26 protein-coding genes are annotated in these 24,977 nt (G+C 42.1%); 18 read left to right on the top strand and 8 right to left on the bottom strand.

Annotated elements, in window-relative coordinates; translation table 11 throughout:
* Positions 1-20 precede the first annotated feature (20 nt).
* A complete protein-coding gene (locus tag COR50_RS16210) occupies positions 21-869 on the top strand; it encodes an FKBP-type peptidyl-prolyl cis-trans isomerase (RefSeq protein WP_098194954.1) in 849 nt (282 codons plus the stop codon).
* Positions 870-1,045: 176 nt separating this feature from the next.
* Here the strand turns inward: COR50_RS16210 and COR50_RS16205 are convergent, their stop codons facing one another.
* The gene (locus COR50_RS16205) at positions 1,046-1,447 is read right to left on the bottom strand and encodes a thiol-disulfide oxidoreductase DCC family protein (protein WP_098194953.1); all 402 of its coding nucleotides are present in this window, start codon (positions 1,445-1,447) and stop codon (positions 1,046-1,048) included.
* A gap of 109 nt (positions 1,448-1,556) precedes the next feature.
* On the opposite strand from COR50_RS16205, the gene COR50_RS16200 reads away from it, so the two are divergent.
* Both COR50_RS16200 and COR50_RS16195 read left to right on the top strand, forming a co-directional pair.
* Positions 1,557-2,156 carry a hypothetical protein gene (locus tag COR50_RS16200; protein ID WP_098194952.1) on the top strand — a complete coding sequence of 200 codons (600 nt, stop codon included), beginning with the start codon at positions 1,557-1,559 and terminating at the stop codon, positions 2,154-2,156.
* Between the two features lie 81 nt (positions 2,157-2,237).
* Complete coding sequence (locus tag COR50_RS16195; protein WP_098194951.1) at positions 2,238-3,326, top strand: SGNH/GDSL hydrolase family protein; 1,089 nt, start codon at positions 2,238-2,240, stop codon at positions 3,324-3,326.
* A 167-nt stretch (positions 3,327-3,493) separates the two neighbouring features.
* Here the strand turns inward: COR50_RS16195 and COR50_RS16190 are convergent, their stop codons facing one another.
* Positions 3,494-3,991, bottom strand: a complete 498-nt coding sequence (locus tag COR50_RS16190; protein ID WP_198405673.1) for an Lrp/AsnC family transcriptional regulator — start codon at positions 3,989-3,991, stop codon at positions 3,494-3,496.
* 137 nt (positions 3,992-4,128) lie between these two features.
* Between COR50_RS16190 and COR50_RS16185 the strand changes: the two genes are divergently transcribed.
* Positions 4,129-5,253, top strand: coding sequence for a histidine decarboxylase (locus COR50_RS16185; RefSeq protein WP_098194950.1), 1,125 nt, complete (start codon positions 4,129-4,131; stop codon positions 5,251-5,253).
* 165 nt (positions 5,254-5,418) lie between these two features.
* On the opposite strand, the gene COR50_RS16180 is transcribed toward COR50_RS16185, so the two are convergent.
* Together COR50_RS16180 and folP are read right to left on the bottom strand one after the other, a co-directional pair.
* Positions 5,419-6,219, bottom strand: coding sequence for a diadenylate cyclase (locus tag COR50_RS16180; RefSeq protein ID WP_098194949.1), 801 nt, complete (start codon positions 6,217-6,219; stop codon positions 5,419-5,421).
* 144 nt (positions 6,220-6,363) lie between these two features.
* Complete coding sequence (gene folP, locus COR50_RS16175) at positions 6,364-7,239, bottom strand: dihydropteroate synthase (protein ID WP_098194948.1); 876 nt, start codon at positions 7,237-7,239, stop codon at positions 6,364-6,366.
* A gap of 68 nt (positions 7,240-7,307) precedes the next feature.
* Between folP and COR50_RS16170 the strand changes: the two genes are divergently transcribed.
* From COR50_RS16170 to COR50_RS16135, 8 genes are all read left to right on the top strand, one after another.
* Positions 7,308-7,865 (top strand): DUF1599 domain-containing protein, encoded by a 558-nt coding sequence (locus COR50_RS16170; RefSeq protein ID WP_098194947.1) that lies wholly within the window; start codon positions 7,308-7,310, stop codon positions 7,863-7,865.
* Positions 7,866-7,925: 60 nt separating this feature from the next.
* Positions 7,926-9,017, top strand: a complete 1,092-nt coding sequence (locus COR50_RS16165; RefSeq protein WP_098194946.1) for a BT_3928 family protein — start codon at positions 7,926-7,928, stop codon at positions 9,015-9,017.
* A 73-nt stretch (positions 9,018-9,090) separates the two neighbouring features.
* The gene (locus COR50_RS16160; RefSeq protein ID WP_098194945.1) at positions 9,091-10,149 is read left to right on the top strand and encodes an ABC transporter permease; all 1,059 of its coding nucleotides are present in this window, start codon (positions 9,091-9,093) and stop codon (positions 10,147-10,149) included.
* 138 nt (positions 10,150-10,287) lie between these two features.
* On the top strand, positions 10,288-10,806 hold the full coding sequence (locus COR50_RS16155) for an RNA polymerase sigma factor (protein ID WP_098194944.1): 519 nt from the start codon (positions 10,288-10,290) through the stop codon (positions 10,804-10,806).
* Positions 10,793-11,317, top strand: a complete 525-nt coding sequence (locus COR50_RS16150) for a hypothetical protein (protein ID WP_098194943.1) — start codon at positions 10,793-10,795, stop codon at positions 11,315-11,317. The genes COR50_RS16155 and COR50_RS16150 overlap by 14 nt, the downstream gene beginning before the upstream one ends.
* A gap of 81 nt (positions 11,318-11,398) precedes the next feature.
* Positions 11,399-11,914, top strand: a complete 516-nt coding sequence (locus tag COR50_RS16145; RefSeq protein WP_098194942.1) for a DUF4252 domain-containing protein — start codon at positions 11,399-11,401, stop codon at positions 11,912-11,914.
* Positions 11,915-11,999: 85 nt separating this feature from the next.
* Complete coding sequence (locus COR50_RS16140) at positions 12,000-12,521, top strand: DUF4252 domain-containing protein (protein ID WP_098194941.1); 522 nt, start codon at positions 12,000-12,002, stop codon at positions 12,519-12,521.
* A 369-nt stretch (positions 12,522-12,890) separates the two neighbouring features.
* Positions 12,891-15,416 (top strand): S9 family peptidase, encoded by a 2,526-nt coding sequence (locus tag COR50_RS16135; protein WP_098194940.1) that lies wholly within the window; start codon positions 12,891-12,893, stop codon positions 15,414-15,416.
* A gap of 105 nt (positions 15,417-15,521) precedes the next feature.
* On the opposite strand, the gene COR50_RS16130 is transcribed toward COR50_RS16135, so the two are convergent.
* Positions 15,522-15,809, bottom strand: coding sequence for a DUF721 domain-containing protein (locus COR50_RS16130; protein WP_098194939.1), 288 nt, complete (start codon positions 15,807-15,809; stop codon positions 15,522-15,524).
* Between the two features lie 48 nt (positions 15,810-15,857).
* Entirely contained in the window at positions 15,858-16,940 is a 1,083-nt protein-coding gene (gene recF / locus COR50_RS16125) for a DNA replication/repair protein RecF (RefSeq protein ID WP_098194938.1), read from the bottom strand.
* Between the two features lie 227 nt (positions 16,941-17,167).
* Here recF and pdhA point away from each other — a divergent pair, with 227 nt between their 5' ends.
* From pdhA to COR50_RS16095, 6 genes are all read left to right on the top strand, one after another.
* On the top strand, positions 17,168-18,160 hold the full coding sequence (gene pdhA, locus COR50_RS16120) for a pyruvate dehydrogenase (acetyl-transferring) E1 component subunit alpha (RefSeq protein ID WP_098196279.1): 993 nt from the start codon (positions 17,168-17,170) through the stop codon (positions 18,158-18,160).
* 112 nt (positions 18,161-18,272) lie between these two features.
* Positions 18,273-18,977, top strand: a complete 705-nt coding sequence (locus COR50_RS16115) for a tetratricopeptide repeat protein (protein WP_098194937.1) — start codon at positions 18,273-18,275, stop codon at positions 18,975-18,977.
* A gap of 54 nt (positions 18,978-19,031) precedes the next feature.
* Positions 19,032-19,538 (top strand): 6,7-dimethyl-8-ribityllumazine synthase, encoded by a 507-nt coding sequence (ribH, locus tag COR50_RS16110; RefSeq protein WP_098194936.1) that lies wholly within the window; start codon positions 19,032-19,034, stop codon positions 19,536-19,538.
* A 101-nt stretch (positions 19,539-19,639) separates the two neighbouring features.
* Positions 19,640-20,359, top strand: coding sequence for a (Fe-S)-binding protein (locus tag COR50_RS16105; protein ID WP_098194935.1), 720 nt, complete (start codon positions 19,640-19,642; stop codon positions 20,357-20,359).
* Between the two features lie 29 nt (positions 20,360-20,388).
* Positions 20,389-20,805, top strand: coding sequence for an EVE domain-containing protein (locus COR50_RS16100; protein WP_232516196.1), 417 nt, complete (start codon positions 20,389-20,391; stop codon positions 20,803-20,805).
* Positions 20,806-21,036: 231 nt separating this feature from the next.
* Positions 21,037-21,861 (top strand): DUF4349 domain-containing protein, encoded by an 825-nt coding sequence (locus COR50_RS16095; RefSeq protein ID WP_098194933.1) that lies wholly within the window; start codon positions 21,037-21,039, stop codon positions 21,859-21,861.
* 82 nt (positions 21,862-21,943) lie between these two features.
* Here COR50_RS16095 and COR50_RS16090 read toward each other — a convergent pair whose 3' ends face one another.
* Positions 21,944-22,543 (bottom strand): thioredoxin family protein, encoded by a 600-nt coding sequence (locus COR50_RS16090; RefSeq protein WP_098194932.1) that lies wholly within the window; start codon positions 22,541-22,543, stop codon positions 21,944-21,946.
* 22 nt (positions 22,544-22,565) lie between these two features.
* Positions 22,566-24,965, bottom strand: coding sequence for a glycoside hydrolase family 31 protein (locus COR50_RS16085; RefSeq protein WP_098194931.1), 2,400 nt, complete (start codon positions 24,963-24,965; stop codon positions 22,566-22,568).
* Positions 24,966-24,977 lie beyond the last annotated feature (12 nt).

Here is a 24,977-nt window from a genome sequence, read left to right as displayed (position 1 = left end):
CTATTCACAAAAATAATCAAATGAAAAAATCACATTTGTTTCTTGCTGCTGCCGCTTTCGGCGTTATGGCAGCTAGTTGCGGCCAGAAAAAAGGTAAAACTTCCGGCGGCTTCGAATATACAATTTTGAAAGCTGGTAACGGCGATCAGTTGAAAGTTGGAGATACGGCTTTGATGTACGTTCGTCAAACTTTGAACGACTCTTTATTGATCGACTCCAGGGATCAAAGCCCTAATGCTATCCCGGTTCCCATCGTTAAATCAATGGATAAATTTGATCTGATGGATGGTATCGCTAACCTGAGAGTGGGTGATAGCGCTTGCTTCTCTGTTCCTGTTGATTCATTGCCACAAGTACCATTCTTCGCTAAGAAAGGTGATTTCATTAACTTGACTTTCGTTGTAGATGGTAAATATAGCAGTGCGACACAGAATGAAAAAGATGCTAAAATCATCAAAGATTATATCTCCGAGAAGAAATTGAACGCGGTAGAATTGGGCGATGGCGTGTACGCGGTGATTAATGAAGAAGGCAGCGGCGAATTACCGGCTGACGGCGATACCCTGTCTATGTACTACACTGGTAAATTGTTGGATGGTAAGATTTTCGACACTAACCAAGACACTACTTTCCGTCCCGGTATGCCTCTAACAGCGTTTAAATTTAAATTAGGTGAAGGTAGGGTTATTAAAGGATGGGATGTTGCGATGGCTAAATTGAAAAAAGGTGCGAAAGCAACAATCTTGATTCCTTCTGCCTTAGGTTACGGTTTCCGCGGTAGCCAACCAAACATTCCCCCGAACGCCGTTTTAGCATTCGATGTGGAAGTATCTGACATTATTAAGTCTACAGATACGGCTAAAAAATAATTGTAGTTCAACTTTGATAAAGAAAATGGCGTCGAACCTAGTTTGTCGCCATTTTTCTTTTGTAAACACCCCAACTAAACAAAGCAAGAAAAAAATGCGCAATCCTACAATCAACAACACTACAATCCTTCAATCCTTCAATCTTACAATCCAACAACCCTAAAATCCGTGCAATCCTATAATCCGTGATCCATGAAGCGGTTTTTCAGCTCTGCTGTTGGCAGCATGCACGTTTCCCGTTTCCCGAACCACCGGTACCTATTCGCAGCGATAAAGTTATATACCGCGTCCCTAATAAACCTTGGAATAATAATCCCAGGGTATAAAACGGGCCACAAGCCATCCAATTTACGGGCAATTCTCAAGGCTGCGGAACTTTTGGTATGATATTGGCCATCCTCAAGTAAAACTATACTGGAAATACCAAGTAGGGCAGGGGGAAGCATCTCTTTAGCCAGTGCTGATTGTAGCGATGCGAAACGAAAGTGTGCCTTTTTATCTCTTTTGATAATAAATAGTACGCTACTGTTACACAAGTTACAAACGCCGTCGAAGAATATAATTGATTCCTTTTCCATATAAAATTGGAAATTATTATAAAATTAATTGATAGTAAGGGAACTGCAATGAATATTTTTTGTTATTATTAAACGGATTCAACATGACTTGGTACAACCATACTTTAAAATGAAAAGAACGCTACTTTTTTTGTTACTAGGAAGTTTAATAGCTTGTCAGCAAACCCCGAAGAAATCGACTGCGCCCGAAGCAACTGGGGTGCAGGTCGATACATTGATTAATGATGATTATGTTTTTCTCGAAATCGATAAATTCTCCAACGGTCAATTTCAATTAAAATGGGGGGATCATTCCTTTCTGAATACAACCCCGGATACGCTAGAAGCCTCTGCACACCCCGATTTGAAATGGTATAACGAAGAGATGATCTGCCTTGAAGGCGCCTGCGGTAATAAATGCTCCTTCGCATATATTTTGCCCTTGCAAGAAAATGCATTACCGAGACAATATTTATACCCGGTAACTTATTTACCCGATGATAACTTGATCCTATATAGTACAAATATCATCAAGGATAAAAATCTAGCTACGGTAGAAAGCCTAGATAACGGTAAAAAGATGGATATACGGGTTAAGTACTTCCCGGGCACACCGCCATTTGAAGCGATAGATTCCGCAGCATTTGAAAGTAGGAAACTGCTTTACCTCCGCTGGAAACACGTTACCGGTAAAAAAGTAGTGCGCATCTTTAACATCCGTTTGAAATAATATTTCCCCGCTCAAGGAGTTATTGCCCATTGGTTATTAAAACTTGCAATGATTAGCTATCTTGTTTAGCAAATCTTTAGCATGAAAAAATCAGCATTTATTGCTATCCTATTTACCGCGATGAGTTCTTGTGCATTCGCGCAAACAACGCCAATTGACAGTCTCCAGTTTATCGATGCTTCCGGCATGGTTAAGATCAATCAAATTCCTTCTGCTCCCGGCTACCAAAGATTGGCAAACACGTATAAAGATGAAGTGCGCCCGCCAGTTTGGAAGCTCAGCCTCAATAGCGCAGGTATTGCCATCCGCTTCAGGAGCAATGCCAACATGATTGCTGCGAGGTGGGTGCTGAAATTTAATAGCATGATGAGCCACATGGCCTACACGGGTATCAAAGGACTGGACTTATATGCCTTGGAAAATGGTCAGTGGCAGTATGTCCGCACTGCCATCCCGCAAAATAAAAAGGAAAATGAGAATATTATTCTAAGGAATGGCGCCGATGTAGAACGTGAATATATGCTATACCTGCCCTTGTACGATGGTGTCGATAGCCTTTGGATCGGGATCAATAAGGGGGCATATATAAAAGAACCGGCCAACAGCGATATGCTGGATAAAAAACCGGTGGTGTATTACGGTTCAAGTATTGCCCAGGGCGGTTGTGCCAGTAGAACAGGTATGGCGTTCACCAACATCTTGAGCCGCGAACTGCATAGGCCCTTCATAAATCTTGGCTTCAGCGGCAATGGTAAAAGCGAAGCACCGATCGGCAAAGCGATGAATGAAGTAGATGCCGCCCTGTACGTGCTGGACTGTAATCCTAATTCTGAACCCGGAATTATTTATGACAGGACGGTAGCCTTGGTGCATCAACTTAAGCAAGCCCATCCTTACACACCGGTATTAATGGTAGAGGGCTATTTATATGAAAACGGATATTTCGATGAGAAAATGCATCCGCTAAACCGTGCGAAGAACAAAGAATCCAAAAGGGCTTATGACCACTTGATAGCTTCAGGTGTAAAAGGTTTGTATTATATCCCCGGGACTGATTTCATCGGTACGGATCATGAAGGAACGGTAGACGGGGTGCACCCAACCGATGTCGGTATGGAAAGAATTGCCGAAAGTTTAAAAGGAATGATAGAAAAAATAATTAATAATTAATTTTTTAATATTAAATTTACATCAAGTAAACGTTCCTCGATATAAATGAGGATTGAGGCTGTCTGGGAAACAGCCTCAATTGCTTCAAATTGGGTAAGTAAACGTTCTAGGTTTCTATAGGTATGGAATAGGTTTAATAATTCATTTGTAACCGTACCTGGTTACTGTTAATCGCCTTGTACATCTAACGGGAATGCCGTATCATGCTTCACTTCAGTCATCACAAAAGAACTGTGTACATGGCCTATGTTCTCAATCGCAGCCAATTTTTGTGTTATAAATCGCTGGTATTGATTCATATCATCCACTACTACTTTTAACAAGTAGTCAAATTGTCCTGCTACATGGTAGCATTCCATGACAGCAGGTAAGTGGCTAATTGCTTCCTCAAACCTCTGGATCTGCAACTGTGAGTGCAATTGTAACGATACACTACAAAAAGCCATCAATGTTTTCCCAACTTTCTCTCTATCCAGCAGGGTGACATATTGCTTGATAATACCAAGCTTTTCAATCTTCTTGATTCGTTCGTAAGTAGGTGTAATCGTTAATCCCACTCTGTGTGCAATTTCCTTCGTGTTCAACTTTGCATTGGACTGCATCACCTGCAAGATGCGCTTGTCTATCCTATCGAGTGATGCCACGGTAGATGAAACAGCCTGCATAACTTACAATTTGGGATTTAAATAGAAAAATATTACTGTAAAAATACAGAAAATAGTTTTTCTTTTCTAAATATACGACTAAATAAGATACGAAGTACTATTATTTTTAGATTTGTAGAAAATAATTTCTGAAAAATATGCTTACGGTAGATAAATCTATCCACGAACGCCTGGCCGAACTCCTGGAGGAGATAGGGGATAGTACCCGCGATTTCTTGGGTTACCCGGTTTCTAAAGATTTCAATTACAATGACTTATACCCCTTTTTTAACTATCCACTTAATAATCTCGGGGATCCCTTTTCCGATTCTACTTACCGGGTAGGAACCAGGAAAATTGAACAGGAGGTCGTGGCCTTCTTCGCGAAATTATTCCGGGCGCCTTTCAATAATTGGTGGGGTTACGTAACGAACGGCGGCTCCGAAGGAAATTTGTATGCATTGTACCTGGCGAGGGAATTATATCCCAATGCCATGGTATATTTCTCGGAATCTACCCATTACAGCGTGCAAAAGAACTTGCAGTTACTGGGCATGCAATATATCACGATCCGCTCGAAGGAAAACGGCGAAATGGATTACGATGACCTGGAACATACCATTCAATTACATCGCCAGCACCCGGTTATTATATTAGCAAACATCGGCACCACGATGACGGAAGCCAGGGATCATGTACCATCCATCAAGCAAATTTTGAAGAAGCTGGCCATCCGCCAACATTATATCCACGCTGATGCGGCCCTGAGCGGCTCGTATATCGCTTTTTTGCAACCGAAACCGGCATTTGATTTTGAAGATGGCATTGATAGCATCGCGATCAGCGGGCATAAATTCATAGGTTCCCCGGTTCCTTGCGGGGTAGTTGTAGTGAAGAAGTCGAACAGGGATCGCATCGCCCGGTCGGTTTCTTACATCGGTTCGATGGACACTACTATTACCGGCTCGAGGAATGGACATAGCCCGTTGTTTTTATGGTATGCAATTCAGAAGCTAGGGGAAGAAGGATTTAGAGACCGCGCATTTCATAGTTTGAAAGTTGCGGATTATACAAGGGAGCAATTGAATTTATCCGGAATCCCGGCATGGAGCAACCCCCAATGTATCACCGTGGTATTCCCCGAAGTTTCTAAAGTTATCTCGGAAAAATACCAGTTGGCTTCTGAAAGTGGCATGACACATATCATCTGTATGCCCAATGTGTCGCTACAGCAAGTGGATCAATTTATCGCGGAAATAAAATCGGAAATGGTAACAGTATAATTTACCTGGAAAATAGGGGAAAGGCAGTTTTTTTATTTTGCGTATTATTTACATGAATAAGAAAACTGCCTTTTTAATTTAGGTGATTAATAAATGGTAAATGATTATAAATCAATAAAATTTATTTTATGTATAACTGACACGAATGCAAGTTTGTTACCTGGGTCAGGAGATGCCGTCCACCATTACTTCGTAAAGTTTCACTTTCAGCTCTTCCGGGGAAATATCCATCGAAAGCACGCCATCTTGGGCAACAGAAATGGTGCCTCTTTCTTCGGAAACAATGATGGCGAGGTTATCGCTATGTTCGGTAATACCCACGGCGGACCTATGCCTCAGGCCTATCCTCGTTGGTAGGTTAGGATTCTCGGAAACGGGCAAGATCACTTTTGCTGCCAGCATTTTATTACCAACGATGATCAGGCCTCCATCATGCAAGGGGCTTTCTTTACTAAAAATGCTTTCTATTAATTTGGCGCTGATGTTGGCATCGATATTAATACTTGATGCCGTGTCAAACTTTACGCGGTATGTATTCGCAATCACGATCAATGCCCCCGTACGTTTTTGTGCCAGGTGGGTAGCGGCCAAGGTAATCTCGTTGATGATGGCTTCTTCTTCTTTATAACTTTTAAACTTATCAGGCAGGAACAGCTTCGTGAAAAAACTGTCCTTGCTTAAAGGTGTTTTCTTTCCGAGTACCAGCAAAAACTTCCGGATCTCGGGCTGAAAAATGACAATGATTGCAATGATGCCAACATTGATAATATTTTGTAAGATACTCGTTAGGATCGTCATATGTAGCGCCTTTACTAAAAAGTAAATAGCGTATATGACGCATAATCCGAGGAATATATTAAAGGCCAAACTGCCTTTCAGCAAGCGGTAAAGCTGGATAACCAGCACTATGACGATCAGCAGGTCAATGGCATCCAACCAACTAAACTCTAATTTCAATAAATCCATACGACGAAGGGTGAGCTAATGCATTAATACAAATCTGTTCTTGTTCTTTCTACATACAATCCTTGGGAAGATACTGCTTTTAAGGCCGTTTTTTTGCCATCAAAGATAAAATTCTATTTCAGATTTCAATGTCCGCGTAAAAAATTACATCGGCGCCTTGTCCATCGCGTTCATAAATTGCGTGATACGGATTACTTCCATCGCTGCTTTAACATCATGTACCCTTAAAATATGGGCGCCTTTTTGTAACGCGAGGGTATGTAAAACGGTCGTGCCGTTCAGCGCTTGCGGCGGGGTTATTTCCAGTAGTTTGCAAATCATTGACTTCCTGGATACCCCGACCAATACCGGGGCATCGAGTATCTTGAAGTTTTCTAGATGTTGAAGTAATGAATAATTATGATATAAGGTTTTTCCAAAGCCGAATCCCGGGTCGATTATAACATCCTTAATGCCGGCCTTGCGGCAAACATCCAGCTTTTGAGCGCAATAATCCAGTACATCGAGCGCAACATGGTTATACTGGGGATCAATCTGCATGGTTTGCGGCGTTCCCTGCATATGCATCGCAATATACGGTACTTGTAATCCGGCGACAGTTTCAATCATTCCGGCATCCATATCGCCTGCGCTGATATCGTTTATGATGCTGGCTCCCGCCAGTATAGCTTTTTCAGCTACTTTCGCATAATAAGTATCGATAGATATAATCGCTTCGGGGTGGTGATGTAATATATTATGTATGGCGGGAAGTAGCCGTTCGATTTCTTCATCTTCGCCAACGATGCTGGAACCGGGGCGCGTGCTTTGAGCGCCGAGATCGATCATCGTTGCACCTTCTTCCAGCATCTTACCCGCCTGCTCATTTACTAAATGCCAATGCCTGCTCCTAGCGCCTTCGTAAAATGAATCATCGGTCAGGTTAATTATTCCCATGACCAAGGGTTCGGCCAAGGACAATAATTTTCCTTTGCAGTTGATGCTGAAATCTTTATGTAATAATGTATTTTTGAAACTCATTGGCAGGTTTTTCTGCTGCAAAATTCGATAATTAATTTTTATTAGGAATAAATAATTTATAGAGGCACTTGGCAAACAATCTACAAACCGCGCAACAATATGCAGCTGTGATATCGGCTTGCAAGGATGTGTTTATTAAGAAGACTAAGGACTATGGCACTTCTTGGCGGGTATTACGCCCGATTTCCATCGTGGATCAGCTATTTATCAAGGCACAAAGAATCCGTACCATACAGGAACTGAAAACGCAGAAAGTTAATGAATCGATCGATGGCGAATTTGCTGCCATCGTGAATTACGGGATCATTGCCCTTATGCAAATGCAGTTAAACGATGATCCTTATACTGATCTTCCCGTCGCGGAAGTTTCCCGGCTTTACGATTTGCAGGTCAGCCATATAAGCGGTATCATGGAGCAGAAGAACCATGATTACGGCGAAGCCTGGAGAGATATGAGCCAAGAATCATTCGTAGATCTGATCTTGACAAAGCTGTTAAGAATAAAACAGATTTTAAAGAATGAAGGTAGAACGATCGCCTCGGAAGGTATAGATTCCAACTTTGTTGATATCACGAACTATGCAATTTTCGCGCTTATCCTAATTGGTGAAGCGGAACAAAATTAATTAATTATCTTCCCGATCATCTGTAGGTAATCAATTTGTTTTACAACATAAAAACCCACCATGAGAATTATCCTAATCCTATTCCGCATTATAGTCGGGGTACTATTTATTTTTTCAGGTTTAATAAAAGCCAACGATCCGCTGGGATTAAGTTACAAGATGAACGAGTTTTTCGAAGTGCTGCACATGGCATGGCTGAACCCTTACTCGCTTGTATTTTCCGTATTGATGAACGCTTTTGAAATCATTGCCGGTATTGCCGTTTTATTAGGATACGGAATGAGGGTATTTTCTTTCTTATTGTTATTATTGATCCTCTTCTTTACTTTCCTTACGGGCTTTGCTTTATTCAGCGGTACGATCAAGGAGTGCGGCTGTTTCGGGGATTGTATCAAGCTGACAGCAACGGAAACTTTTTATAAAGATGTTGTATTACTATTGATGATCCTGGTGATTTTCTTTTACCGCAAACAGATCCAGCCATTATTTAAAAACAAGAAACTAATCCTGATCCTTATGGCTAGCGGTATCATATTTCCGTTTGCCATTCAATGGTATACGCTGAATCATTTGCCCATCATCGACTGTTTGCCGTATAAAGTCGGCAATAACATCCCTGAAAAGATGAAATTGCCGCCCGGCGCCAAGCCCGATCGTTACGAAACAGTACTCATTTATGAAAAGGATGGTATTGCTAAAGAATTTACGATGGACAATTATCCTTGGGATGACAGCACCTGGGTATTTAAAGACCGCAAGGATAAATTAGTGGAGAAAGGGGATGCCGAACCGGCTATCAAGGATTTTTATTTATCGGATTTCAACGGCGGTAACCAAACCGATGCATTACTTACCGCGGATAAGCCGGTTTATTTATTCTTATCTGAAAATACTGCGAAAGCAGGCTACGGTTGGGATGCTAAAATGCATGACTTGCAAAAGAAAGCACAAAACGGGGAGATATATTTATACGGTGTTACAGCTTCTGACCAGCAGTCTGTTGAAGCGTTCAAGCAAGCGCACCAATTGCAATTCGAATTTTTGCAGATGGATGGTGTGGCGATTAAAACGGCGGGTAGGAGCAACCCTTGCTTGATGAAGATTGAAAATGGCACGATCACTGGCAAGTGGCATTATAATGATATTCCTTAAATTTTTAATTATCTTTCTTCCCGGTGCAATAATACATGCACCGGGATTTTTTTAACCAAAATCTTGATACACATTGTTTAAATACATTCTCAGGAAATTAATATACGGCACCTTGGTCTTGCTGGGAGTGGTTTGCGTGGTATTCTTCCTGTTCAATGTTTTGCCCGGTGATCCTGCACGCCTAACCTTGGGACAACGTGCGGATGTGGCTTCCCTGGAAAATGTACGCAAGGAATTGCACCTGGATAAACCTTTACCTGTACAGTTTTTAATGTATTTGAATGATATTTCCCCGCTTGCTGTCCACGATACAGCATATGCTAAAGCCAATCTTAATTATTATAAAATCTTAAGCCTTGGCAAGGGGGAACGGATATTGGTTATCAAAACGCCCTACTTGCGGCGTTCTTACCAAGGGAAAAAAGATGTTTGGGAAATATTGATCGAAGCTTTACCCGGTACGCTAATTCTCGCGCTGGCCGCCATGCTTATCGCGACGGTAGTGGGTATAGGCTTGGGGGTACTGTCCGCCGTAAAACAAAACACCTGGATGGATACGGGTTCCGTATTTGCCAGCGTGATCGGTATTTCAGCTCCATCGTTTTTTACAGGTATCGTACTGGCCTACCTCTTTGGATATGTTTTCAGTCATTATACCGGTTTATATATGACCGGTAGTTTGTTCGATATTGACCCATTCCGCGGTAGGGTACTGAATGTAAGAAACTTAATTTTGCCCGCAATTACGCTGGGGATACGTCCCTTGGCGATTATCGTTCAATTGACCCGCAGCGCGATGCTGGATGTATTGGGGCAGGATTATATCCGTACAGCCAAGGCAAAAGGGCTACCCGGTAGAATTATACTTTTCAAACATGCCTTGCGAAATGCTCTGAACCCGGTAATTACCGCCGTAACGGGTTGGTTCGCTGAATTATTGGCAGGCTCATTTTTCGTTGAATATATATTCGGCTGGAAAGGAATTGGTAAGGTAACGGTAGATGCATTGGAGAAATTCGATTTCCCCGTAGTAATGGGAGCCGTACTAGTAACAGCCGCAGTTTTTGTTACCATAAATATCCTGGCAGATATTATATATAGCCTCGTGGATCCCCGTATCGCTTTGAAATAATGGAAAGCGCTAACTTCAATATGAAAAACCAGTATTAGAATTTTTATAAAATACTGATTATCAACATTGTAAAATAATTCTAAATAATTTTTTACTTTTTTTGTAACAAAGATTTGAAGCGGTCGTCTTCTTATTACTATGTCTATTGAACTATTTCTCACACAAGTAATGCCTGTAAAGCAAAAGCTATATCGCTTCGCTTTCCGATTGCTTGGCAACGAGGAAGATGCGAAGGACATCACCCAGGATGCATTGATGAAAGTGTGGCACCAGAAAGAAAGGATGCATGAGCTGAATAATTTAGAAGCATGGTGTATGCGCATTACCCGTAACCTAGCCTTGGATAAGATGAAGTCAATGAAATACAGAAGGGCCGACGATATAGATAAAGCTTACGATGTACCGGCAGCGCAACAGCCCGATCCACAACAATCGGCTGAGAAAAGGGACGTGATGAAGAAGGTACACAGCGTGATTAACGGCTTACCGGAAAAATACAGGAGCTTGGTACAATTGAGAGATATCGATGGATTCTCTTACCAGGAGATAGCGGATATACTGGATATTACGCTAGATGAAGTAAAAGTGAATTTACACCGGGCCAGGAAAACTGTCCGGGAACAACTTAAAAACATGCAAGTTTATGGAATACAATAAAATTAGGGAACTACTCGCCAAGTATTGGGATTGTGAAACGAGTACCGGGGAAGAATCCCAGTTGAAAGTATTCTTCCACGAACATCAAGGCACCTTGCCGGCTGACTTACAGGAAGCTGCGCCCATGTTTCAATATTTCCATCAAGAGGCATCCGATGAGGATCAGAAAATTGCAGAACTGGTTGCAACAGGCCCTTGGGATGAAGTACAGCCCGCCCTCAAAGTGGTTTCGCGCAGGCCGTTCTACCTCAATTGGATGCGTTATGCCGCCGTGTTGATCACCGCGTTGGGAATTGGTTATTCCGTGCAGCAGTTTACCGAAAAGTACAGGATGGATAATCAATATGCTTTTACAGATACTTATAACGATCCGCAAAAAGCATTTGAAGAAACACAGAAAGCTTTGCAGATCGTAGCGAAAAACTTGAATAAAGGCACCAAACCGATGGAAAACTTGGCCAAGTTTAGTGAAGCTACGGAAGTACTGGCACCGGAAAATGGAAATAAATAACTTATAATATATCAATTGATGAAAAAATTTGTTCGAACATTTAGCACTACTCTTAAAAAATACAAGTAAAAACAGTAAACAATGAAAAAGATATATTTTCTCCTCATCATACTTATTGCCGGCTTCTCAGCGCAAGCGCAGACAAGCGTTATAGACCAGTTCTTTAAAAAGTACCAGAACGATGAAGCTTTTATGGTCATCAGTATCTCGCCAAAAATGTTTTCCATGTTCAGTAAAATCAGCTCCAGTGATCCCGATAGTAAAAAAGTGCTGGATGTTGCTTCCAAATTAAGAGGACTGAGAATATTAGTGAAAGAAGATGCCAAAGATGGGCTAAAGTTATACAAGGAAGCGTCTTCCTTGCTCACAAGGGAATTTGAAGAATTAATGACCATCAGGGAAAAAGAAAATGATCTCCGCTTCCTGGTTAAAGAAAATTCCAAGGGCAATATCGCGGAGCTCGTTATGCTGGTAGGTGGCATGGATACCTTCGTGGCACTCAGCCTGGTAGGGGATATTAACCTGAGTGAACTAAGCAGCATTGCCGATGATATGAACATCGAAGGATTCAGCAACCTGAAAAAAGCTAAAAAATAATACATCATACCAAGGGGCGCCGAAAGCTTCGCCATTCTATAAACACCTGGCGCCCCTTCATTCTAAATTACTAAACTACCTGTTTATGAAACTCATCCGCCTATTAGTCGCCACAACCGTATGTTTTTCCCTATTGCTTTCATCTGCTGATGCACAGAAAAAATATTTAAGACAATTTAAAAACGAATACCGCGATATGGGCTATTGTACCTTCGGTATCGGTGTAGGAGCCTTACCTATGGGTATTGCCAAAACCGTGTTGAGAAGCGTGAAAATGGAACAAGAAGACAGGGCCTGGGCAAATTTGGTTTCTAAAGTTCGTAATCTCAAGATATATATCGTTTCCCTTACAGATGGATCCGAGTTTGAAAGATCCGCGATTAATAAGCTGAAATCAAACCTGACAGGTAAGGGGCATTGTGATCTTTTAGTGGAAGCTTCCGGGAATGGCGGCCACGTGTCTTTATACAATACCGGGAAAGATAATAAAATCGGTCACCTCGTCATGTTAGTGCACGATGGTTCCGATATGATATTATTACACATGAACACCCGTTTAAGCATTGAAGATATGAAGGTGGTAGCGAACGAGATAGCGAAAGGGTAGTTCTTTATAATACCATTTAACATATTATTGATCTTTCCAAATACTTTGATCAACTTCCAGCCATTCTATTAACATAAAAATGGAACAGCCTAAGATTTAATACGATTTTATCCTCCTGTTAATCTTGGTTGTCCAATATGATAAGGGCAATAGTTCCGGGGAAAGCAGTATGCTGCGTTATAGCGCCAGCTTGTTTTTGCCAGAATTATTGCCCTTAGCCATTCATCAAATTTCCATCTTTAAGATTTCCTTCTTTTATAAATTCGCCTGTGTAGTGACGAGGCATGCCTTGTCTCTACGCAGGCTTACCTTAAAAAAGGGATGCCACATTTCAAAAAGTCGAAATAAGGATCACCATCCGTACAACTTATGTCAAACAAAATCTTTACCGGTAAGATATTCTCTTACTTGTTGCTGGCTTCATCATTGCTTATTAGCACGGCAGAAGTGCAAGCTCAACATGCTAACTACAAATTGGCGGCGAAATTCTCCCCGCAAAAACAAAAGAAAATGGTGTTTTCTACTTCGGTAGATGCGCATTGGCTCAAACAATCCGATCGCTTTTGGTATGAATACGAAACAACCGATGGCAAAAATTGGTACATCGTAAACCCGGCTACCGCTAGTAAAAAGCTGATGTTTGATCGTGTAAAATTAGCCGCGGAACTTACCCGCATCGTTAGGGATCCTTTCGATGCGCAGCATTTACCTATCGATAGCTTAAAGTTTATCAAGGATGAGAGAACGATTCAGTTCCAGGTGAAAAGTTCTATAGAGGAAGAGATTAAGCCGGATTCCGCGGCAGCAAAAAAAGACAGCACCGATAAGAAAAGCGCTGAAAAGAAAGCTAAACCCAAGAAACAAAAGAAAACGTTCTATTTTGAATATAACTTGGACAGCCAACAGCTAACGGAGTTAACGGATTTTAAACGACCTAAAAAACGGCCGGGTTGGGCATCAATTTCCCCGGATCAACAAACAATCGTTTTCGCAAGGGAGTTCAACCTGTATTGGATGGATAAGGCGAATTATGAAAAAGCATTGCAGAACGAAGATGACTCCACGATCGTAGAACATGCGATCACCAAAGATGGAGTGGATAATTATGCCTATGGCGGTGATGAATATAGTTCCTTGAACACGGAATCAAAAAAAGATAAGAAGAAAAGAAAATCAGCCAGGATACTTTGGTCGCCAGGCAGTGATTATTTCGTGTTGAACAGGGTAGATAAACGTGATGTTAAGGATCTTTGGGTCATCAACAGCATCGCGGATCCCAGGCCAACATTGGAAACTTATAAATATCAAATGCCCGGCGAAAAGGAAGCGCCGATCCAGCATATTCTAATTTTCGACAACAAAACCAAAACGTCTCAAGAAGTGCCCTTGGTGCATTTCAAAAACCAGGATGTGTCTATTTGGTCCGGCCCCAGGAAAAAATCTGATAGGGATGATGAATGGCATCCATACGTTTGGCACGGTACTAATAATTATTTCTACCTGACCCGCACCAGCCGCGATTTGAAACGCATTGATGTCATGAAAGTGGATGCTAAAACGGCTTCGGCATCAACAGTAATTGAGGAGCGTTTAAATACTTACGTGGAAACACGTCGGGTTGGTTTGGTAAATGGCGGCAAGGAATTGATCCAATGGAGTGAACAGGATGGTTGGGCACATTTTTACCTGTATGATGAAAACGGCAAACTGAAAAACCAGGTCACGCAGGGCGCGTATCATTGCGAGGATATCGTGAATATTGACGAGAAAAACCGCGTATTGTACTTTACGGCTAATGGCCGCGAAGCCGGTGAAGATCCTTATTATATGCACTTGTACCGCGTAAATTTTGATGGCTCTAACTTGAAATTGTTAAATAAAGGCGATTTCGATCATAACATGAGCCTGGATGATAATAACAAGTTTTTTGTTGATAACTACTCCAGGGTCAATACTACGCCCCAATCTGCCCTATATAACAATGAAGGGAAGAAAATCATGGATTTGGAAACCGCGGATTTAAAGAACTTATTTGCTGTTGGTTACAAATTCCCTGAAATCTTCAAAGTGAAAGCAGATGATGGTATTACAGATCTGTACGGCGTTATGTATAAACCATTCGATTTCGATAGCACCAAAAAATACCCCGTTGTTGAATATGTTTACCCCGGCCCTCAAACGGAAGCTGTAAACAAATCTTTCTCAAAGGTAGCCGACCGAACTGACCGGCTGGCTCAAATTGGGCTGATCGTTGTAACGGTAGGTAACAGGGGTGGGCATCCCAGCCGTTCCAAATGGTATCATAACTACGGTTACGGTAACTTGCGCGACTATGGATTGGCTGATAAAAAAGCAGCCATAGAACAGTTGGCGGATCGCTATGATTTTATTGATATCGACAGGGTAGGTATTCACGGTCATTCCGGCGGTGGTTTCATGTCAACTGCGGCGATGTTAGTGTATCCTGATTTCTTCAAAGTAGCCGTATCCTCTTCCGGCAATCATGATAATAGTATTTATAACCGCTGGTGGAGTGAAAAGCATCATGGGGTACAAGAGCATATCACGGAGAAAGGGGATACTACGTTCCTTTACAACATCGAGAAAAATCCTGATTTAGCGAAAAACTTGAAAGGGCATTTAATGCTTACCACCGGGGATATCGACAATAATGTACACCCGGCGAATACGGTCCGAGTTATCAATGCACTGATCAAGGCAAACAAGCGCTTCGATTTCTTATTGTTGCCCGGTCAACGCCACGGCTATGGAAATATGCAAGAATGGTTCTTTTGGAACCTCGCAGATTATTACAGCCGCTGGTTATTGGGCGATTTTTCCCAACCGGTAAACATGATCGAAATTCAAAAAGACATCCCCCAAACCCGTGGGTAGAGATAAGGCAAGCCTCGTCTCTATAACAAAGTGTAGTTAAAAATATTCCCGAAAAAAAGGTCGCTCCTTATGCAGGGGCGACCTTTTCGTATTATAGTAATCTCATCATTTAATAATCACCTCTTTCACCACGGCTTCCCCCAACATGTCATTCACCAGGTGCATAATTTTATCCCTCGAATAAGACAGTTCCTGTTTCAGTGGCCCGATCGTAGTGGTCACCATCAACTTCCCATCGATCAGTTGAACCGACTCCGTATACCTGGCAATAGTTTTCCCCATTAGCTGTTCCCAGTTTTCTTGAATTTTAACCTCAAGCAGCTTGGGTTTAAACCTACTTTTATCCAGGTAAGCCTTCAGGGCATCACCGATACTGACTACTTTGTTGCGCATGGTACAAATATAGGGAGCAGAAAGATGTAACGTTAAGATGTGCGTAAATTATTCGATAACGATTAATTGTAGTTGGTCAGCATGGGCTCCGAAAGCGTTTTTTAGCCTTTCCTGGTGCGTATCGGTGATAAACACTTGGCCGAAATCATCCTCGCTCACAAGTTTTACCAATCGGCTGACCCTTTCTTCATCCAATTTTTCGAAAATATCGTCTAGCAAAAGTATGGGCGGACAATTTTTCAATTCCTTCAAAACTTCAAATTGGGCAAGTTTCAGGGCAAATAGGAAGCTTTTGCGCTGCCCTTGCGAGGCGCTGGTTTTCATCGGGTGATCATTCAATACAAATTGCAAATCATCTTTATGTATACCGGCGCTGGTTCGCTGGAGCATCTTATCCTTCAATTGTTGCTGTTTTAGCCATTCGATCAGGGGCATTTCCAGCAACTGGCAGGAATAATCGATCCGGACATGCTCAGGGGCTTCGGCCAGGTAATCGTACAAACGCTGCACCCTTTCATTAAAACCGGGCAGGAAAGCATTACGGGCATCGAAAATCGGCTGGCCATGCAAGGCAAGTTGTTCATCCAGTATTTCCAGCAAAGCATCCTGGTTTTTACCGGATTCAGCAATTTGTTTGAGCAGGGTATTGCGTTGCAATAAAATTTTTTGATATGCGATCAGGTGATCCAGGTAGGCATTATCCAGTTGGGAAAGCATGGTATCGAGCCACTTACGGCGGGGTTCGCTACCACCGAGGATGATTTCGGCATCGTCCGGTGCGATCATCACGGCAGGGAAGCATCCGATATGTTGCGAAAATTTTTCATATGGCGTATCATCGAGAGATATTTCCTTTTTGCCGGCCTTCAGGGTACAAACTATTTTCCCGGGCTGTCCCAGCTTCTCCAGCAGCCCCTCGATGCGGAAGCCATTGGTATCATAAAGCACATTTTGCTGCTCCTGGCTACTAAAATAGCTCCTGGTAAAGCATAAATAATAGATGGCATCGAGCAAATTTGTCTTGCCAACGCCATTTTTTCCCGTGATCCCGATAATTCTTTTATGAAAATCAAATATTTTTTGCGGGTAATTTTTAAATTGAACGAGCGATATTTTCCTAACTAATAACAATCCAGACTATTTTTAAATAAAATATTTTATACATTTAATTCGCAATTTACACCCAATTCAATTAGTGTGGCCGTAGTTGTTGAATGCTAAAAATATATAAAATACAAAAGTGCTTGAAATTGACGAATTTGTATAATTTATGCACCTAATAGAAATGGTATTTAGTTTTTAGGATTTTACAATTATATTTGCGAACAAATTAAGAACTAGTGCAAACTTTAACAGACGTGAAGACGAAATTCTCTAAAGACACCTACCTCCACTGGTACGAGCTAATGCTGTTAATGCGCCGCTTCGAAGAAAAAGCTGGCCAATTATACGGTATGCAAAAAATTCGTGGTTTTTGTCACTTGTATATAGGTCAGGAAGCTGTTGCTGCTGGCGCTATTACAGCTACAAAGCCAGATGATAAGTTTATCACAGCTTACCGCGACCACGCTTTGGCGATCGCTAAGGGCATTAGCCCGAATGCTTGTATGGCGGAGTTGTATGGCAAAGCTACGGGATGTTCAAAAGGAAAGGGTGGTTCTATGCACTTTTTCTCCAAGGAGCTGGGCTTCTTTGGCGGGCATGGAATCGTGGGTGCCCAGATCGGTACTGGCGCAGGTTTGGCTTTCGCTGAAAAATATAAGGATACGGATAACGTGGTATTGTGTTTCTTCGGTGATGGCGCTGCCCGTCAAGGGATGTTGCACGAAACCTTTAATATGGCGATGACCTGGAAATTGCCGGTAATCTTTATCTGCGAAAATAATCGCTACGCGATGGGTACTTCTGTAGAACGTACTTCTAACGTACTGGATATTTATAAATTGGCCGATGCTTACGAAATGCCAGCCGATTCTATCGACGGTATGAGTTGCGAAGCCGTTCACGAAGGCATTGAACGCGCCGTGAAACGCGCCCGTAAAAGCGAAGGACCTACCTTGTTGGAAATCAATACATACCGCTATCGCGGTCACTCTATGAGCGACCCTGCGAAATACCGCACGAAGGAAGAGGTTGAAGAATATAAAGATAAAGATCCGATCAACCAGGTGTTGAAAGTGATTCAAGATAAAAAATGGGCTACCGAGGCGGAAATCGAGGCTATCAATGAAAAGGTGAAAGCGCAAGTTGAAGAATGTGTTAACTTTGCAGAAGAATCACCTTGGCCTTCCGATGACGAGCTGTTGAAAGATGTATATGTTCAACAGGATTATCCGTTTATCGTAGACTAATAAATAATAAGAAGGTTAACACTTGGGCCGGCTTCAATAACAAACCGGTTCCCGCTGTTAACCTTCATTTTTGAATAATACTGTATATTTTAATTTTAACTTTTGCTATACAATGGCAGATCATAAAGTAAAGACTACCCAAGCAGATAATCAAGAGGAGCAAAGCTTTGACATACAAAAAAGCTTATACAAAGCTGAAGACTTTTACGAGAAGAATAAAAATGTTATCCTCGGTGCAGCCCTTGTAATTGTAGTGGCTGTGGGTGGTTTCTTCGGTTACAACAAATTAGTGAAAGCGCCCCGCGAGCTGAAAGCTCAAAAGATGATTTTCCACGCGCAAAATAATTTTGCGGTTGATTCCTTTGCCCGTGCCTTAAACGGTATTAAAGGCGGGGAAGAAGGTTTCTTGCAAGTGATCGATAAATATAGCAATACCCAAGCCGGTAACTTGGCGCACTATTATGCCGGTGTGTGTTACGTGAAATTAGGCGAATACCAAAAAGGTATTGATATGTTAAGCCAATTCAAAGGTAATGACCTGGTGGTACAAGCTATGGCTTACGGTATCACCGGCGATGCTTACATGGAATTGAACAAGGTTCCCGAAGCTATCGATGCATACAAGAAAGCTGCTGCTTATAACCCGAATGAGTTAACCAGCCCAACCTTTTTAATGCGTGCTGGACTTGCTTCTGAAAAAGCCGGCAAAACCGATGAAGCGATCAAGATTTACCAACAGATCAAAGATCAATATCCTACTACCGCAGAAGGTCGTGATATGGACAAATACTTAGCCCGCCTAGGTGTTGTTAGGTAATCGTGCCACGCTTTTGCTGGGTTTGCAGGTTAAAATACTATAAGATTTAATACTATGTCTGAACATAATTCAAGTGTATTAAACGATGCTGGCATCCTTCCTTTAGAGGGTGCCAGTGTTGTTATTATATATACCGAATGGAACGAATTTATTATCAATGAACTAATGTCGGGCTGTGATCGTATATTGGAAAAGCATAATATTAAAGATGTTACCAAGATCCAAGTGCCTGGCGCTGTCGAAATTCCGTTCGCGATAAAACAATATTGGGAGCAGACCAAGGGCACGGGGGTGCAACCTTCGGCCTTTATCTCGCTGGGTTGCGTGATCCGTGGCGAAACACCACATTTTGATTACGTTTGTAAAGCGGTAACAGAAGGTGTCCTTCAATTAAATTTGTCGCTCCCAGTTCCCACCATTTTCGGGGTATTGACTGTTAACAATATTGAGCAGGCTAATGAAAGGTTAGGTGGCGTGCATGGTCATAAGGGAGAAGAAGCGGCACTCGCGGCTTTGAAAATGATGAGCTTTCAACGCCAGTTGGCGCTAGGTAAGAGGTAGCGGCTGGCTAGATGGCGCGGATTTTGTAAGTTTGAAACATCGATGAATCAATTTAGCTTAATTTGAAGTAGGACAATCTTACTTTTTAATATCAGAATGGAATGAATGTTCAACTTTTTGTGCCGTGTTTTGTGGATCAATTGTTCCCCGAAACTGCTTTTAACATGGTGAAAGTCCTTGAAAAACTGGGTTGCAAGGTTAGCTATAATCCTGATCAAACCTGTTGCGGGCAACCTGCTTTCAATGCGGGCTACCAAGATGAATGCCGTGCGGTAGCTTCCAAATTCCTGAAAGATTTCCAATCATACGATTATATTGTTGCTCCCAGCGGCTCCTGTACGGGCTTCGTGAGAAATTATTACGGTAAACTCTTCGATAATTCCGCGATGCATAACGAGGTAAAGCAGTTGAAGAAAAATATGTTCGAATTTACCGAGTTCTTAGTGCAAGTGCTGAATGCCCCGGATACCGGTGCGACCCTGGAAGGGACTGCCACTTACCATGATGCATGCGGTGCTTTGAGGGAATGCGGTATCAAGGAAGGCCCCAGGAAACTCTTATCCAAGGTGAAAGGACTTAAGTTGAATGAAATGGATGATTGTGAGACCTGTTGCGGTTTCGGTGGCACTTTCGCTGTCAAATACGAACCGATCTCTGTCGGTATGGGCGAGCAAAAAGTGCTGAATGCGATCGAAACGGGTGCCGATTACTTGGTATCTACCGATCTTAGTTGCCTGATGCACTTAGATGGTTATATCCGCAAACATCAAAAGGAAATTAAGATTATGCACATCGCTGATGTTTTAGCTAGCGGTTGGTAATTAAATTTTTCTGTTGAATTTAAATTTGAATGAGAATGCATTATTGGCTCGTAAAATCTGAACCATTTAAATACTCTTGGGAACAATTTGTTAGGGATGGCCGCACATTTTGGGATGGCGTGAGAAATTACCAGGCGCGGAATAATCTCAGGGAAATGAAAGTTGGCGACCAGGTTTTATTTTATCATAGCAATGAGGGCCTTCAAGTAGTCGGTATTGCTAAAGTAGTAAAGGAGGCTTACCAAGATCCCACAACGGATGATGCAAATTGGGTGGTTGTAGACCTGGAACCTGTGAAGGCTTTGCCCAAGCCCGTAACCCTGGCAACCATGAAGGCTGATGATAAATTAGCGAACTTATCGCTGGTAAGGCAAGGCAGGTTGTCTGTCTGCGCCGTTACAGCAGCGGAGTTTAAACATATCCTGAAGCTAGGTGGCACCAAATAAGGTCACTGGTTTTTAATTGATCTCGGGATTTCATGGATCGTGATACTTAGGCTGTTTTATGGTTTTTTTAGTAAAATTTTTAATCCTTTGGTGATTGCCAAGGGATTTTTTATTGGATAAGGTGTTTGTTCGGTCGTTTTTAACATAATTATAGGGTTACATATTTTTTATCGGGGGATTAATGTGTAAAATCCCATTCATTTTGCATCATATAACTAAAACCTAACTATTATGCGATCAAACAAGTTTACCCCCGCTCTTTTTTGTGCGATAATCTTTTGTTTTGCTTGTAATAACAAGCCCGCTGCTTCTAAATTTGAAGATGTACAATCTTCCCGGCTTTTAGTTGATGAAGCGGCTTCCAATACTGTCGGAGTTGATGATGATGAGTTGAGTATTCCAGATACTACTGCTTTATTAGGAGCTTATTTTACGGATAAATTGGTGAAGAAGGCAAATATCAAGTTTAGCATTGACAGTGTTGCCATGACCCGGTCCAGGATTCGGGAAATCATCGTTAAATATGATGGTTATATTGAGGCTGAAACCGAAGACAGGAATGATTATAGCTGGAATTTAGCTACAACGGTGCGGGTACCGCAGGAATCGTTTATGGCAACTGTATACGATTTAACCAGTTTGGCCAAAACTTTGGATTATAAAAATATTTCAGCTCGGAATGTCTATATAGATTATATGGTGGCACAAATGCAGGAAAATGCCGGTAACCCGGTTCCAGAGGGGCAGCGGGGTACAAATACAGAATTGGCAATTTCAAGGCAAATAGGGGCAAAGGCGCAACTACTTAGGCTGGATGATGCGATCAAATGGTCTACCGTCAAACTAGAAGTATACAGGGAAACTCCTTATATGCCGGCGCCGCAACCTACTTTCTTTATGGAACTTAAAGATGCATTATCTAGCGGTGTGATGATTCTTGGAGATTTTATTCTCTTTTTTGCAAGGTATTTGTTTGTTTTATTATTGGCTATAATGGTATATTGGGTTTCAAAACTTTTATACCGCAAGTATAAGCTGGTAAAACCAGGGAAATAAATATAAAAATCCGGTCGCCCGTTTTTGAGCGACCGGATCCGGTTATTTTTACGATACCGGGTTAAAGTAGTATTTGTGACAATTATGACAAGGTACTAACCAACTCCAATAATTCGTTTTGTAGGCTCATGGTTTTATCCTGCGCATACCATTTATGCAGGCGTTCCGCTTTTTCTTCGAAAGGGATACTATCGTCTTTAGCCATATCTAGGAAGAGTCGCTGGCATTCAGCAGGACGCGGCCCCCAATGCCATTTCAATTTTCCGTTGGAGGTATCATAACAAATCAATTTCGGTATGCTTCTACTTCCGTTGGTTAGGAATTCATTCATTAAATCTTTGTGCGTATCACGCATCACGTATTGAATCGTGATATTAGGATTCACTTCGGCAGCCTTTTGAATAACAGGCACGCTTTGCGATGCATCACCGCACCAAGGTTCGGTGATTACAACCCAGGTATATTGCTCATCAAGATTCTTTAATTTTTCTTCCAATCCGGATATTAAATGAACGGTTTTATCCAACCGGTGCATTCTTTGTTCATTCAACTTGGTATATTCAGGTGAATAGTTGATAGAATCATCCCAAGAAACTCTCCCAGCTTTAACTAGTACTTCCATCATTTCCCGGTAGGTTTTATAATCCATTGGTTTATTCACATTCGGCAGACCTTGTTCCATTTCAATTATATTATTTTAAAAATTAAGGCATCAGCATGATTAATTCTTCAAAGTTACGATCAATTGTGATTTCAACTGTACCTTTGCCAATTTTTGATGAATCGATGGGGAAAGGTTCTCCATCTACAATATAATCTTCCGGAACAAATGGAAGTCCATGAACGATTACAGTATAAGTTTTATAACCCGGTTCATAATCACCGGCCTGACGCCTTTTGAGTTTTAACTGTTGAACTGTAGAGGCTTGCTTAAAATGGATAACGTTAAATTCGAGGTTCTTGTATGCGTAATGATCCCCGGCATCTTCGTACAAACGGCTTAATACAACTTCATTATGGTAATAAACATGTAGGAAAACTGATTCGATAGGTTTTTCTCCAACATATTGCATGATGGGGAACTGCGGAATCACTGAGCCGGCTCTTGCGAATAGGGGCATTTCTTCTAGCGGCGTGGCTACCGTTACTATTTTACCGCCATCGTAAGTACTATCATTAAAATAGTAATACCACTTACCTTTCGGTAAATATACATCCTTCTTTTTCATGCCCTGTTCGCTTACATGGCTGACCAGCAAATGATCTCCGCATAAAAATTCGTGGTGGCGGTAATGGGTATTTTCATCATCCTGTGCCACGAACGCCAAGGGGCGCAACATCGGTGTTCCTTCTTCCGAATATTGCCAGAAAGCGGTATAAATGTATGGTAGCAGTTGATATCGAAGTTCAATAAATTTCTTTACTACCGCCTCGTAAGTTTCACCGAAACTCCATGGTTCCTGGTTGAAGCCGGTTTCATTGCTAGCCGAATGCGTCCGCATCAATGGGTGGAAAGCGCCCAGTTGGATCCAGCGCGTGTATAGTTCACCATCGGGTTCACCTATGAATCCACCGATATCGCTCCCGGCAAATGAAATCCCTGACACGGAAAGCCTTTGACATTGAACGGAAGCCAACCATAAATGTTCCCAGCTGGAGATATTATCACCCGTCCATACGCTGCTCCACCGTTGGGCACCCGAATAGCAGGAGCGTGTAATCACGAATGGCCGCTGCGGCATAACGTATTTTTTTAAACCGGCAGAAGTAGCCTTGCTCATAAGGTGACCGTACACATTATGTGCTTTGCGGTGACTAACATCTTCTCCATCGTAATCATGGCGTACATCTTCAGGGAATGTACCTAATTCAAATACCGCCGGTTCATTCATATCGTTCCAAACCCCGCGAACACCGGTACTGATCAAGTTCCTGAACAAACTGCTCCACCATTCCCTTACGCCGGGGTTCGTAAAATCGGGGAAAACACATTTTCCCGGCCATACGTCACCTTCCATTAAGGCGCCATCCGCGCGTTTGCAGGCATAATTATTTTGAACTACTTCTTTGTATACTTCGTAATTAGGATCTACTTTTATGCCGGGATCAATAATGACAACTGTTTTGAACCCTTCATTTTCCAAGTCGGATAAAAGTTTCGGAGGATTGGGAAACCTTTCGTTATCCCAGGTAAAACAACGGAAGCCATCCATGTAATCAATATCAAGATAAAGCGCATCACAAGGAATTTGGCGCTTCCTGAATGTATCGGCAATTTCCCGCACGCGGCTATCGGGGAAATAGCTCCATCTGCATTGATGGTAACCGAGCGCCCATAAGGGCGGCAGTTCGGCAGTACCGGTAATGCGGGTATATGACCTGGCAACATCCAATAAGGATGGGCCATACATGAAATAGTAATTCATTTCGCCTCCCCTGGCCCAGAAACTACTGATATCTTCCCGCTCACCTCCAAAATCGAAAATGGTCCTGAAGGTATTATCGAAGAAAATACCGTAGCCGATCCCGTTGTGCAAACCGTAATAAAAGGGGATATTCCGGTACAAAGGTTCCGTCCCGGCTTGGAAACCGTAGGCGTCCGTGCCGTAATTTTCGAACCGTTTCCCTTTCAGGTTCAGTTCAGTAGGTTTATCGCCGAGGCCGAAAAAGGATTCCTTATCTTGGATCAATTTACTACAGTAAACAATTTTACCGCCTTTTTGCAGGTAATATTGCCAATGGAAACCCAGCTCATCCTGGTTGATAATCTGCCCTTCCAAATCGGTAATGGTGATCCGCATATTTTCCCGGGCGATGAAAATCCTGATGGCGGCGGTCCTGATTTCGAAAGTCTCTTCCCATTCGAAGATGTTAAATTTTTCCGGAAATTCTTCGAGGTTATCAGCTATCGCGTATGAAAAATCCCTTTGAAAGGTACCGTCAGCCGCGTAGCGGAAACGGATGATTTTATCTGAAATGATCCTGACTTCTAAAATTGTTTCAGTGCAATAGAAATAGAAAAAATTACCTTCTTTCTTCCATTCTTTCACTTGGTCGGGGTAATGTTTAATAGAATATTTACCCGAAGAGGTTGTTACTTGCATATATCACATTTA

Source organism: Chitinophaga caeni (assembly GCF_002557795.1).
Taxonomy (GTDB): Bacteria; Bacteroidota; Bacteroidia; order Chitinophagales; family Chitinophagaceae; genus Chitinophaga; species Chitinophaga caeni.
This window is presented reverse-complemented; position numbering and strand designations above follow the sequence as displayed.

Excerpts from the sequence above, each read along its gene's own strand:
- COR50_RS16210 (WP_098194954.1), top strand. The coding sequence starts at position 21 with ATGAAAAAATCACATTTGTTTCTTGCTGCTGCCGCTTTCGGCGTTATG.
- COR50_RS16205 (WP_098194953.1), bottom strand. The coding sequence starts at position 1,447 with ATGGAAAAGGAATCAATTATATTCTTCGACGGCGTTTGTAACTTGTGT.
- COR50_RS16200 (WP_098194952.1), top strand. The coding sequence starts at position 1,557 with ATGAAAAGAACGCTACTTTTTTTGTTACTAGGAAGTTTAATAGCTTGT.
- COR50_RS16195 (WP_098194951.1), top strand. The coding sequence starts at position 2,238 with ATGAAAAAATCAGCATTTATTGCTATCCTATTTACCGCGATGAGTTCT.
- COR50_RS16190 (WP_198405673.1), bottom strand. The coding sequence starts at position 3,991 with ATGCAGGCTGTTTCATCTACCGTGGCATCACTCGATAGGATAGACAAG.
- COR50_RS16185 (WP_098194950.1), top strand. The coding sequence starts at position 4,129 with ATGCTTACGGTAGATAAATCTATCCACGAACGCCTGGCCGAACTCCTG.
- COR50_RS16180 (WP_098194949.1), bottom strand. The coding sequence starts at position 6,219 with ATGGATTTATTGAAATTAGAGTTTAGTTGGTTGGATGCCATTGACCTG.
- folP (WP_098194948.1), bottom strand. The coding sequence starts at position 7,239 with ATGAGTTTCAAAAATACATTATTACATAAAGATTTCAGCATCAACTGC.
- COR50_RS16165 (WP_098194946.1), top strand. The coding sequence starts at position 7,926 with ATGAGAATTATCCTAATCCTATTCCGCATTATAGTCGGGGTACTATTT.
- COR50_RS16155 (WP_098194944.1), top strand. The coding sequence starts at position 10,288 with ATGTCTATTGAACTATTTCTCACACAAGTAATGCCTGTAAAGCAAAAG.
- COR50_RS16150 (WP_098194943.1), top strand. The coding sequence starts at position 10,793 with ATGGAATACAATAAAATTAGGGAACTACTCGCCAAGTATTGGGATTGT.
- COR50_RS16145 (WP_098194942.1), top strand. The coding sequence starts at position 11,399 with ATGAAAAAGATATATTTTCTCCTCATCATACTTATTGCCGGCTTCTCA.
- COR50_RS16140 (WP_098194941.1), top strand. The coding sequence starts at position 12,000 with ATGAAACTCATCCGCCTATTAGTCGCCACAACCGTATGTTTTTCCCTA.
- COR50_RS16135 (WP_098194940.1), top strand. The coding sequence starts at position 12,891 with ATGTCAAACAAAATCTTTACCGGTAAGATATTCTCTTACTTGTTGCTG.
- COR50_RS16130 (WP_098194939.1), bottom strand. The coding sequence starts at position 15,809 with ATGCGCAACAAAGTAGTCAGTATCGGTGATGCCCTGAAGGCTTACCTG.
- COR50_RS16115 (WP_098194937.1), top strand. The coding sequence starts at position 18,273 with ATGGCAGATCATAAAGTAAAGACTACCCAAGCAGATAATCAAGAGGAG.
- ribH (WP_098194936.1), top strand. The coding sequence starts at position 19,032 with ATGTCTGAACATAATTCAAGTGTATTAAACGATGCTGGCATCCTTCCT.
- COR50_RS16105 (WP_098194935.1), top strand. The coding sequence starts at position 19,640 with ATGAATGTTCAACTTTTTGTGCCGTGTTTTGTGGATCAATTGTTCCCC.
- COR50_RS16100 (WP_232516196.1), top strand. The coding sequence starts at position 20,389 with ATGAGAATGCATTATTGGCTCGTAAAATCTGAACCATTTAAATACTCT.
- COR50_RS16095 (WP_098194933.1), top strand. The coding sequence starts at position 21,037 with ATGCGATCAAACAAGTTTACCCCCGCTCTTTTTTGTGCGATAATCTTT.
- COR50_RS16090 (WP_098194932.1), bottom strand. The coding sequence starts at position 22,543 with ATGGAACAAGGTCTGCCGAATGTGAATAAACCAATGGATTATAAAACC.
- COR50_RS16085 (WP_098194931.1), bottom strand. The coding sequence starts at position 24,965 with ATGCAAGTAACAACCTCTTCGGGTAAATATTCTATTAAACATTACCCC.